Source organism: Ancylothrix sp. D3o (genome assembly GCF_025370775.1).
In the GTDB taxonomy this organism is placed as follows: Bacteria; Cyanobacteriota; Cyanobacteriia; order Cyanobacteriales; family Oscillatoriaceae; genus Ancylothrix.
The window spans coordinates 66,536-77,340 of record NZ_JAMXEX010000004.1; the positions used below are offsets into that span (position 1 = coordinate 66,536).

Sequence of the window (10,805 nt, forward strand, 5' to 3'; positions counted from 1 at the left end):
GCATTAAAATTAGATCGGATCGGCAAGGGTAACACAACAATCAATTATCCCTTTATCTAATAGGTATAGTATGAAAATTGCACTGGTTAACGATATGGCTACTGCGCTTGCAGCATTGCGGGGAATCTTGCTGAAAGTACCAGAATATGAGGTAATTTGGACGGCCCGCGATGGGGCGGAAGCTGTGGCTAAATGCAGCCAAAAGCGTCCCGATTTAATATTAATGGATTTGTTTATGCCGGTGATGGATGGAGTTGAGGCAACTCAACACATTATGAAAAATTCTCCTTGCGCGATTTTAATTGTGACAGCCAGCAAAGAGCAATATTTTGCTAAAGTTTATGAAGCAATGGGTTATGGCGCTCTTGATGCGGTGGATACGCCGGTATTGGAGCGAACGGATAGCCCGGAAATGGCAACTCAATTACTCACAAAAATTGCTAGGATTGGTAAATTGCTTAAGCCGGTGGCCGGTAACAGTAAAAGAGCCTTTTCTGGGGAACGCTACCCGAACAAAAAATCTGATTCAAAACTTGAGCGCCGTACCTCTATTGTTGATGTCCCATTAGTTGCCATTGGAGCGTCTACAGGGGGGCCAAAAGCGTTAGCAGCTATTTTGTCACAGTTACCCCTTAGTTTTTCTGCTGCGGTGGCTATTGTCCAGCACGTTGACGGACAATTTTCTAGTGGGTTTGTTGAGTGGTTAAATCAACAAACGTCTTTGCCTGTGAGTTTAGCTGTTGGGGGAGAACGTCTGCAAAAAGGTATGATTTTGGTGGCCGGTAGCAACGATCATTTATATTTAAAATCAGATTTAACTTTGGGTTATACTAAACATCCCATTAACTACCCCTACCGGCCCTCTGTTGATGTATTTTTTAAGAGTCTTTCTGAACACTGGAAACACAAAGGCACTGCTATTTTACTCACAGGGATGGGTCGAGATGGTGCTGAAGGTTTGGGCGCTTTGCGTAGCGTTGGTTGGGATACCTTTGCCCAAAATAAAGAAAGTTGCGTTGTCTATGGAATGCCGAAAGCTGCTGTCGAGTTGAATGCTGCTATGCAAGTTTTATCTTTGGAAGAAATCGCCACAACTTTAAAACAAAAGTTTGGCTGATTTTAGGTAGAAGTGTATAACATATTTTTCTGCATTTGGCTAGTTTATAAGTGTTTTTTGTTGGACTGCATTACCCGGAGAATTTGTTAAAATGCGCGAAGATATAAGGGTTTTATTAATTGACGACCAAGCAATTATTAGTGAAGCAATTCAGCGGATGCTAAAACCGGAAACTGATATTATTTTTAATTACTGTAATGACCCCACCCAAGCACTAAAGGTAGCCAAAGAATGTAAACCTACAGTAATTTTGCAAGATTTAGTAATGCCACAAATGGATGGTTTGCTCTTAGTAAAAATTTTACGTTCAAAAGATTTACCTACCAGCAATATTCCTTTAATTGTGTTGTCGAGTAAAGAAGAACCGCTGATCAAAGCCAAAGCATTTGAACTGGGGGCGAATGACTATTTAGTAAAATTACCAGATAGCATGGAATTGATAGCCCGCATTCGCTATCACTCAAAAGCTTATATTAATTTTTTGAAGCGTTTAGAAGCTGAAGCGCTGTTTAAAGCAGAAATTTTGCGTCAAGCTGCATATATTGAACAAGTGGGAAAGGTAACAACAGCAGCCTCCCATGTAGAGCGAGATGCCTTTGAACCGACTCTTTTAGATGAAGTTGCTCAACGCAGCGACGAACTCGGACAACTTGCAAGGGTTTTTACCCAAATGGTTCAAAATGTGAAGGCGCGGGAAAAAGAGCTAAAAAATGCCAATGTCCAGTTAGAGTCTTTGTTGGAAGCTTATGGCCGGTTTGTGCCGCACGAATACTTGCGTTTTCTTCGCAAAGAAAGAATTACTGATGTTAGACTTGGCGATCATGTCAGTAAAATGATGGCGGTTATGTTCAGCGATATTCGTTCATTTACGACACTTTCTGAAGGCATGACACCGCAGGATAATTTTAATTTTGTCAATGCTTATCTTAAACGGGTAAGTCCAGAAATTCGCAATAATTATGGAATTATTGTCAAGTTTTTGGGGGATGGGATGATGGCGGTTTTTCCTGATGGTGCAAATGATGCGGTGGCTGCCGGTGTGGCTAAACAAAAACAAGTACAGGAGTATAATAAAAAACGCGAAGCAAAAGGGTTTTTGCCTCTTAAAGTTGGGATAGGAATTCATTTCGGCCCCATGATGTTAGGAATGGTAGGAGAAGAAAACAGAATGGAGGGAGATGCGCTTTCTGATAATGTTAATTTGACGGCGCGTTTGGAAGGACTAACTAAGTTTTATGGAGTGTCTTTGCTGATTTCTGGACAGGCGTTAGCTAATCTTACTAATGCTGGAAAATATCAAATCAGATTTTTAGATCGAGTGGTTGTTAAGGGGAGAACAGAACCAATTTCAGTATATGAAGTTTTAGATGCCGAAATAGAGAAAGTGCGGAATTTTAAGCTAAAAACTCAAGTAAATTTTGAGCGGGGTATTGAATATTACCAAGCCGGCGCTTTTGAGGATGCGAAACTTTATTTTGAAAAAGTTTTAGATGTGAATGCCGCTGATAAAACAGCAGAACTTTATGTTAATCGTTTGAGCTACCTTTTAAAGCTAGGGACTCCTGAAAATTGGGATGGGGTGTGGAGATTTACAGAAAAATAAACTTAGATAAAACGCCTCATTGAAAAGCGAGATGTAGAGAAATAATTTTTCGGATATCCGCTGTTTCAGGATCAAGGTTTTGTTTTTTAATCCCCGACAGACACCGCAAGAGATTAACGCAGATGTGTTAAGTGTTTGTCTGTGGGCTAATGGCTAGTTTTTGGGCATCAGATTGCGTATTAATCCTAAAGTCCAAAACTTCGGTATGATAGAAAATCTGCAAATAATTCCAGCACACCCAAACCACACCCTATGACCCAAAACTACCGCATCACCCTCTTACCCGGCGACGGCATTGGCCCCGAAATCATAGCCGTAGCGGTAGACGTCCTCAAACTCATTGCCAAACAACACGACCTCAACTTTGAATTTCAAGAAGCCCCCATTGGCGGCGCAGCCATCGATCTCACCGGCAACCCCCTCCCCGAAGAAACCCTCCAAACCTGCCGAAACAGCGACGCCGTACTCCTCGCAGCCATTGGCGGCTACAAATGGGACAACCTCCCCCGCCATCAAAGACCAGAAACCGGCCTCCTGGGACTACGGGCTGGCCTTGGCCTCTTCGCCAACCTCCGCCCCGCCAAAATTCTCCCCCAACTGATCGACGCCTCCAGCCTCAAAAGAGAAGTCGTCGAAGGAGTTGATATCATGGTCGTCCGCGAACTCACCGGCGGAATATACTTCGGAGAACCTAAAGGCATTTTCGCCACCGAAACCGGCGAAAAACGCGGCGTAAACACAATGGCTTATACCCAATCCGAAATCGACCGCATAGGCCGAGTTGCCTTTGAAACAGCCCGCAAACGCGGCAGCAAACTTTGTTCCGTCGATAAAGCCAACGTCCTCGAAGTCTCCCAACTCTGGCGCGACCGCATCATAGCCCTTTCTGCCGAATATCCCGACGTCGAACTTTCCCATATCTATGTAGACAACGCCGCCATGCAGCTTGTCCGCTGGCCAAAACAATTTGATACCATCGTCACCGGCAACCTCTTCGGAGACATCCTCTCCGACGCCGCCGCCATGCTAACCGGCAGTATCGGAATGCTACCCTCCGCCAGCTTAGGCGCAACCGGCCCCGGAGTCTATGAACCCGTACACGGATCAGCCCCCGACATCGCCGGCCAAGACAAAGCCAACCCCCTCGCCCAAGTCCTCAGCGCCGCCATGATGCTACGCTACGGACTAGACCAACCGGCAGCCGCCGAAAAAATCGAGCAAGCCGTCCTCAAAGTTCTCGACCAAGGCTACCGCACCGGCGATATCATGTCTGAAGGCATGAAACCTGTAGGCTGTCGCGCAATGGGCGATGTTCTACTTCAAGCACTAGAACAATAAAAAACCCCAGATGCACACAGATAACCTATCTGTGGAGCAGGCATCTTGCCTGCTTGACATCTACGGTTCAACAAATAACCATGTGGCAAAAAATAGCAGAACACATCTCCCAAGTCACCGCCGAAAAATTCCAAATTGAAAATCGAATTCCCGTCAGCGGCGGCTGCATCAACCAGGGATATCAACTCATCTCCCGCAACCAAACCTACTTTATCAAACTCAACCGAGCCAGCGATCTTGCCATGTTTGAAGCCGAAGCCCAAGGCTTAGAACAAATGTGGGACACCCAAACAATTCGTGTCCCCCGGCCTATCTGTTGGGGCACAGAAGAAAACTCCGCCTATATAGTCTTAGAATGGCTAGATTTAGCAGGCAAAAACAGCGATAAAGCAGCCCATGAAATGGGAAGAAAACTCGCAGCCCTGCACCAATGGACTCCCCCAAAAAACTATCCAGCCATCAATCAATTTGGCTGGGAAATAAATAACACCATTGGCTCTACCCCCCAGATAAATAATTGGACAGAAAACTGGGCAGAATTTTGGCAAAAACACCGCATTGGCTATCAATTAAAACTGGCTAAAAATCGCGGCGCTGAGTTTAGATGTGCTTCGGAGTTATTAGAAGCAATACCAGAAATTTTAACCGGCCACCAGCCCAAACCTTCCCTCGTACACGGCGATTTATGGGGAGGAAATGCCTCGGTAACTTCATCAGGGGAGCCGGTTATTTTTGACCCCGCTGCCTATTTTGGGGATGCCGAAGTAGATATTGCTATGACAGAGTTATTCGGCGGTTTTTCAGCGGCTTTTTATCGCGGATATAGATCGGTTCTGCCCCAAAAAGACGGTTACGAAAAGCGGAAGATTTTGTACAATTTATATCATATTTTGAATCACTTTAACTTGTTTGGCGGGGGCTATGCGTCCCAAGCAGAAGCAATGATGCGGCAGCTTTTATCTTAATGGCGATTAAAGGCTGGCTAAGGAGTGGTGATGGCAAATGAGTCTTAAACAATGACTTTTGACCAATGACATTTTATGGATTACCACGTCTGCCGGTCGCCATTTTGATAACGGAGAATGCCGTTAGTTGTTGAGTGAGAATTTTCAAGGTTGTTGCTGCTAGGATGCTGGACAATTTGCAGGCCGGTGGAGGGTAGAGAGTCGGTTTCTTTACGCGCAGAATAATCATCGTTAAGACGAACAGGAGAAGGCAACCAATAAGCCAGAACACTTGAGAGTCCCCCCCAATAAAGTGCTCTTTCATTATCGGGAACACCGGCCACAAGCTTATAAACACACAACATCATCACAACAACACTAAAGGTAAAAGGGATGGCTAGCGGCCAGTGAAACTGTTCTGAGTTTTTCATAGCGGTTAATTTGGCAAAATTAGGTAAGGTCATGCCTAGGGTTTTACAATCAGATTCAGCAGCATCTCTCAAGGAAATGCTGGCTTTTTTATGAACTATGGCTTTTTACTAAGCTTTAAACGTAGATCAGGATAAGTTGAGATTGGCATCTGTGGGAATTAACAGCCTGTAAAGTGATTAAAATGCAGGATTGGGGGTGTTCCCTGAGGTTGGGGCGGTTATCCAATCTGAAATATAAAAAATCTCAACTATAATTTACTGTTAAAAATTTAATTGACTAGAGATTTTTAGCCAAGTTTATATATAATAATAAATAGAAAGACTGAACAATAAAAACAAACGTTCGCTTAGGGTCCCGTAGGGAATGCCAGCAAAAAAATTTTGTCTGTCAGCTACAAAGCAAGCACTGCTCTGGCCAACTGTTGAGAGCAAACACCAACAGGTGGCCCGCAGATCCAGCCTTTATGCCATTCCCTAGGGGAAGCTAAGCGAACGTTTGTTTATAGTTTCTGTAAAATTCTGTTAAACTTTCTGCAACCAGAGTACAATTACCAGCATAGATACAACCCTTGTACCAAAGTGAAAAAAGCCCAGCCTCCCAGACAAGCCCTTGGCTTTTGCAGCCAAAGTTGCCGGTAGAGAGGGGTGAGTTTTTGATCCAGACTGTCTGCTGGAAATCCAAAAAATAACTTTGTTTGGAGGCAATGTCAATTGTAACCAAAAAGCAGTTAATAGCAGAATTCCCCTTTTGCCGGTACGCGAGACTGGCGGTATTCACATTTGGCAGGGTAAAAAACTCGCGTCAATCCCTGTAAAATCTGAGAATGATTTACCCAGCTTTTGAAAAATTACCTATTCTTGGAGAAGCCACCTATGCTAAACCGCAAGATTTATCAACTGTGTTGCGATGGTCGGGAAGTCTCCATTTTCTTGCGGGACCAGCAACGTTGGATAGAACGTGCTCAAGTTATAGACATTGAGGGAGATTTAGTGACGTTGCGCTATGAAACCGACGAAGAAGAAGAAATCTGTTCCTGGGAAGAGATGGTGCGCTTGGAAAGCATTGGTGCTATCACCCAGAAACTAGCCTCAGTGCCGCGTGGAAACGTCGAGCCCCTCGTTTCAGATGACTGTCCAGAAGCAGAGCAAATTCGCAATACATTTCCCGACAGCAATCAAGACTAAGAGCCGAAAGCCATCAGAAGAATGCGGCGAGGAGCCGGTAAGGCGAAAGCACCAGGCCCTGGGGTTGGCTGCCCCCATTTTTTAGAGATTTGCTGTCCTAAATCTGGCCGCTTGCTGACAGCGGCGAGTCTGTTCAAATTTGCTTCTCACACCCTTAAACTGTGAAAGGTTTAACTTGAAAATCCAAAAAAAGCAGCCAGATAAACTCAAAAACTTAAACAAAGAAAAAAGTCAAAACGCCAAGTCATAAAAAAATCAAACCCCAAAAAAATAGTCATAAATTGCTGTTTATTTTTGGGGCTTATGGCAGAGGCGTTCCTTGTAGAAGAGTTTTCTCCCCAGCGTCGCCAAACAAATATTTTCTTCTGTTGATTGTGCCTTGCTTTTTCAGCGTTCATTATCCTCTGAATCTGGATTTTGCCCAGAAGAAATCGGCAGATTCACCGGCTCAAACACCGGGCAATAGCCATCCGGTGTCACCTTAAACCCAAACAGGGGTGAGGCGGAATTCCAGCAACGCTGTCCCCGGTAATGAACACACCGGCCACAACAATCCACATCGACCGGCATATCGCGCTCACTTCCCTGAGAAAGCAACTCCCGCTGCGACAGACCCCGCAACACCAACTCTTCACCCTGCCAGCGAGCAACCACCAAACCAGTATCCGCGAAATTGTGCCACCGGGAACTCAGAGAAATCGCATTTGGCAGCGTAATAGTCACCACCGACTCCTGCTCAACCAACTCTCCCTCATAATGAGCTTCCGTTACCTCCGGCTGCATAAACGTCTCGCCAATGGGAAGTTCCACCCCCATACCGGCTGCCGGTAAATGCAACTGATAACGATTTCGCAACTCATCCAAATTTGTCAGATCCGCCAAATAAGCCGGTGAGCCATGTACAAAAATAACGTGCTGGGGGCGTAAATTATGGATAAGTTGGGTTGTTCCCGGCCCATCGCAATGTTCGGCCAGCAAATAACTTTCGACCACCACCGACGCCTGCACATTCACCTCATCCAAAGCACTGTGATAACCCGGATGTTCTGGAAACAGCACCAACCAAGGGCCGGTATCCCCAGAGCAAAACTCTGCCAAAGAATCCCTTTCTTCGGTAATCACAATACAAGGCGACCGGCCCACCACACCGCGCTGATTCCGAGCCAGCCGGCGCACACGCGGACGCACCCGCTCATCCCAAAACAACGGTTGATGTTTAGCAAAATTTTGCACAGAACTCGGCAACTGCGGCAAAAGCTCCAAATAAGCATCACACCCCACCGCCACCGACTCATCCACCCAAATATCGATATCCCGGCCCGTAAAATGATGATGACTCCGCAACAGCATCAGCATTTCTTGCCCCAAACCCAGCGCCGACACCGGCAACAAAACACTCCGTCGCTGGGCAATCGCCGCATTGATCCTCTCAGCCAGTTGGTTTTCTTGACTGCGGCGGTGGGCCATACGGACGGTGCCATAACTGCCTTCGAGAATCAACACATCCGGCCCCAATCCCCGCAATTCTTCTAAATGCAGCCCCTCCACTAACCGCGAATTAGATAACAAAAAATCTCCCGTATAAAGCACTGAGTAATTGCGCTCTCGTCCGGCATAAGACAGCAAAATCGCGCTGGCTCCGGGTAAGTGGCCGGCAGGATACAATTGCGCTCCCAGTCCGGGGCGAAATTCCACCGGCGAACGTAAAGGCAGAGCTTGACAAAAATAGTGATTTTGTGGTAAATCACTGGTTGGCCAATTAAGCGGTAAAAGTTGCGCTGTCACTTCACTGGCATAAATAGGTAATTTTGGGAAAGCTTGATGCAGAGCCAATAAGCCTCTGGCGTGATCTGGATGAGCATGAGTACACAACACTAAATCTGCCGGCGGTTGATTTCGATTGGCAATTAACGCGTCGGTGTCCGTTAATCCGCAATCCAGTAAAATCCTGTGGGGCCCCATACGCACCAATAAAGACACTCCCTCGGAAGCATGACCCACACCATAGGCGTACATCTCCAACTCCAACACTTTGTTTTCACCTCAAATTTTTAAATTTGTTTGTTGTTAAACGGGCTTGGGAGCGCCCCCAGAATTAGCCTTAACTCTCACATTTTGTGGATGTAACAGTTTTGGCCCCCATCCATGACGGCGCTGTTTTTATCAAACTGTTGTTCGCGTAGCGTCCCCTAGGGATATCGCAAGATCAAGATATGTTTTTGATGCTACCAAGCTTGGAGATCCAACCTCGACTTTTTTGGCAAAACTGGTGTATTTGGGCCGGTATCTGTTTCCACATTTGTTTAGAATTGTTGCAGGCTTGTTGTATTCACCGGCACATTGCGGCCAATGCCTACGGCCCGCCTCCCCAAAACTTTGCTACTTTTCCATCCCCATCTAATAACCCTTCAGTCTTAGATAATGTATGCTCGAAAAGTTTCAAGATTTTCTTGCCTGTTGCATCGGCACCTGGAAAACCGACCGCACTTATCACTACCTCACTCGCCGTGAAGTTGAGCGTTCTCGTACCGAATTTACCGTTAAACCTTTGATTCTGGATGTCAAAGTTAAGGTGATGGCTGACAATGGCCGCACCCCACCCCCGGATCTTGATCAAATGCCCGGTTTCCATCTGGCTTTTTACACGATTTCCGAAAAAGGCGAAGTAGTCTCCCAGCAAATTAATTTGCTATTTGTACCCACCACTGACTCGTCATCGCCTATTCTTGAGGGCGATTATCTCCGAGATCGCGCCTACGAGGAGGCTAAACCGATGGTGGCTCACTTTTGCTTCAATAGCGACACCCGCGAGTTGTTGATGACCACTCATTACACCCGCGTTGTCTCGGTTGATTCAATTACTCTGGTTAATCCTGCTTTACGACTCCGCAAAATTGTTAACTATCACCGCCCTCCTGTTGGCCACCCACTCGAAAAAGTGGCTTTGGTTGGTTTTGGTGTGGAAATCAAAGATGTTTAATCTCTGATCGGGTTTTGCATTTTCTGGCTGTGCTGCTTGCTCCTTGTCTAACAGCAGTAGTCCGCCCCTGCTTTTTCAGGGGGTTGGGGGCACTAAATTCTTAAAACATTGAACTTCTGTTCACTACTGCCTAACTCCTATGAACGTTCTCTCGCCCGACTCCGGCCTTATTTCTCTGTCCCGATTTTGCTTTTTTATATTATCTCTACTCCAACAAGTTTATGTTAGCAAAGTTCTAAAAACTTAATATTTATTTATAAAAATTACCCGAAAAAGGTTGCCGCTATTCAACAAAAGGCTGGGAATTGCTTAAATCAAATGTTCTAGCAAATGTTAAGTTAGAGAGCAACAGCAAAAAAAAGTGTTTTTTCCCTTTCTGCTTGATCCTTGAAGCTCAAAGGTCGATCCTTTCTTCTTTAGTCCCCTCGCTGGAAAATTCCAAATGCTCACCGATTCGATGTATTTTGGAATATTGGCTGTAATAACCACGCCACATAACCAGTCTGTTGCAGAAGATGGCAAGCGCCCATACGTCCGCAAAGGTGGCAGAAATTGCCCTCCTGACTGGCTTGGCAGAGGGAATTGAGCTTCTTTTTGTTTTAATTCTAATATTGAGGTGTTTTTCTATGCTGGGGATATCAACCACCGGGTTTTCTTCTTCAAGCAACTACAACAACCGTATTTTTTATGTAGAGGTACAGGGGCTTGGAGGTAATGATTTGGTGCGAACAAGCCACTATACTTTAACTGTCCCTTACAGCCAACTTTCTAAGACGATGCAGCGCATCAATCGTCAGGGAGGCCACATTGTTAGCGTAAGGCCAGAATCAGCTTTGCATTTGACGGAGCCTTTGGCGGATTATTTGTCTGGGGTGCCGGCTTTAGCTCTTCAGCCGGCTACTTCTTCTGATGTTGGTGATGCGGAAATGTCTAAAGTAGACGAACCGGCTGAAGTTATTTCTGCTGAACCTGAGACAACCGACGCTAAAGTAGACGAACCGGCTGAAGTTATTTCTGTTGAACCGGACACAACCGAAGCTAAAGCAGAAGAACCGGCTGAAGTTATTTCTGCTGAACCTGAGACAACCGAAGCTAAAGTAGACGAACCGGCTGAAGTTATTTCTGTTGAACCTGAGACAACCGAAGCTAAAGCAGAAGAACCGGCTGAAGTTATTTCTGTTGAACCCGATACAACCGAAGCTAAAGC

Annotated in this window: 10 protein-coding genes; 7 read left to right on the forward strand and 3 right to left on the reverse strand. The window is 45.7% G+C overall.

The features are described 5' to 3' along the window. Window positions 1-70 precede the first annotated feature (70 nt). The 4 genes from NG798_RS09600 to NG798_RS09620 all read left to right on the forward strand — a co-directional run bounded on the left by NG798_RS09600 (window position 71) and on the right by NG798_RS09620 (window position 5,023). Window positions 71-1,117 carry a chemotaxis response regulator protein-glutamate methylesterase gene (locus tag NG798_RS09600; protein WP_261222267.1) on the forward strand — a complete coding sequence of 349 codons (1,047 nt, stop codon included), beginning with the start codon at window positions 71-73 and terminating at the stop codon, window positions 1,115-1,117. A gap of 91 nt (window positions 1,118-1,208) precedes the next feature. Beyond that, on the forward strand, window positions 1,209-2,720 hold the full coding sequence (locus NG798_RS27985; RefSeq protein WP_317619574.1) for a response regulator: 1,512 nt from the start codon (window positions 1,209-1,211) through the stop codon (window positions 2,718-2,720). A gap of 252 nt (window positions 2,721-2,972) precedes the next feature. Continuing rightward, window positions 2,973-4,058, forward strand: a complete 1,086-nt coding sequence (leuB, locus tag NG798_RS09615; RefSeq protein WP_261222269.1) for a 3-isopropylmalate dehydrogenase — start codon at window positions 2,973-2,975, stop codon at window positions 4,056-4,058. An 80-nt stretch (window positions 4,059-4,138) separates the two neighbouring features. Further along, entirely contained in the window at window positions 4,139-5,023 is an 885-nt protein-coding gene (locus tag NG798_RS09620; RefSeq protein ID WP_261222271.1) for a fructosamine kinase family protein, read from the forward strand. A gap of 80 nt (window positions 5,024-5,103) precedes the next feature. Here NG798_RS09620 and NG798_RS09625 read toward each other — a convergent pair whose 3' ends face one another. Beyond that, window positions 5,104-5,466 (reverse strand): hypothetical protein, encoded by a 363-nt coding sequence (locus tag NG798_RS09625; protein ID WP_261222272.1) that lies wholly within the window; start codon window positions 5,464-5,466, stop codon window positions 5,104-5,106. Between the two features lie 840 nt (window positions 5,467-6,306). Here NG798_RS09625 and NG798_RS09630 point away from each other — a divergent pair. Continuing rightward, window positions 6,307-6,618: a DUF6679 family protein gene (locus NG798_RS09630; RefSeq protein WP_261222274.1), complete on the forward strand. Its 312-nt coding sequence runs from the start codon at window positions 6,307-6,309 to the stop codon at window positions 6,616-6,618. A 206-nt stretch (window positions 6,619-6,824) separates the two neighbouring features. Here NG798_RS09630 and NG798_RS09635 read toward each other — a convergent pair whose 3' ends face one another. Together NG798_RS09635 and NG798_RS09640 are read right to left on the reverse strand one after the other, a co-directional pair. Beyond that, entirely contained in the window at window positions 6,825-7,016 is a 192-nt protein-coding gene (locus NG798_RS09635; RefSeq protein WP_261222276.1) for a hypothetical protein, read from the reverse strand. Then, the gene (locus NG798_RS09640; protein WP_261222277.1) at window positions 7,006-8,634 is read right to left on the reverse strand and encodes an MBL fold metallo-hydrolase; all 1,629 of its coding nucleotides are present in this window, start codon (window positions 8,632-8,634) and stop codon (window positions 7,006-7,008) included. The genes NG798_RS09635 and NG798_RS09640 overlap by 11 nt, the downstream gene beginning before the upstream one ends. Window positions 8,635-9,043: 409 nt before the next feature. Between NG798_RS09640 and NG798_RS09645 the strand changes: the two genes are divergently transcribed. Both NG798_RS09645 and NG798_RS09650 read left to right on the forward strand, forming a co-directional pair. Further along, window positions 9,044-9,598, forward strand: a complete 555-nt coding sequence (locus NG798_RS09645; RefSeq protein ID WP_261222278.1) for a phycobiliprotein lyase — start codon at window positions 9,044-9,046, stop codon at window positions 9,596-9,598. A gap of 626 nt (window positions 9,599-10,224) precedes the next feature. Then, on the forward strand, window positions 10,225-10,805 hold a 581-nt coding region (locus tag NG798_RS09650), incomplete at its 3' end, for a phycobilisome linker polypeptide (protein WP_317619575.1).

Coding starts and splice junctions, on each gene's coding strand:
- NG798_RS27985 (WP_317619574.1), top strand. CDS start 1,209: ATGCGCGAAGATATAAGGGTTTTATTAATTGACGACCAAGCAATTATT.
- NG798_RS09625 (WP_261222272.1), bottom strand. CDS start 5,466: ATGACCTTACCTAATTTTGCCAAATTAACCGCTATGAAAAACTCAGAA.
- NG798_RS09635 (WP_261222276.1), bottom strand. CDS start 7,016: ATGAACGCTGAAAAAGCAAGGCACAATCAACAGAAGAAAATATTTGTT.
- NG798_RS09640 (WP_261222277.1), bottom strand. CDS start 8,634: ATGTACGCCTATGGTGTGGGTCATGCTTCCGAGGGAGTGTCTTTATTG.
- leuB (WP_261222269.1), top strand. CDS start 2,973: ATGACCCAAAACTACCGCATCACCCTCTTACCCGGCGACGGCATTGGC.
- NG798_RS09630 (WP_261222274.1), top strand. CDS start 6,307: ATGCTAAACCGCAAGATTTATCAACTGTGTTGCGATGGTCGGGAAGTC.
- NG798_RS09645 (WP_261222278.1), top strand. CDS start 9,044: ATGCTCGAAAAGTTTCAAGATTTTCTTGCCTGTTGCATCGGCACCTGG.
- NG798_RS09600 (WP_261222267.1), top strand. CDS start 71: ATGAAAATTGCACTGGTTAACGATATGGCTACTGCGCTTGCAGCATTG.
- NG798_RS09620 (WP_261222271.1), top strand. CDS start 4,139: ATGTGGCAAAAAATAGCAGAACACATCTCCCAAGTCACCGCCGAAAAA.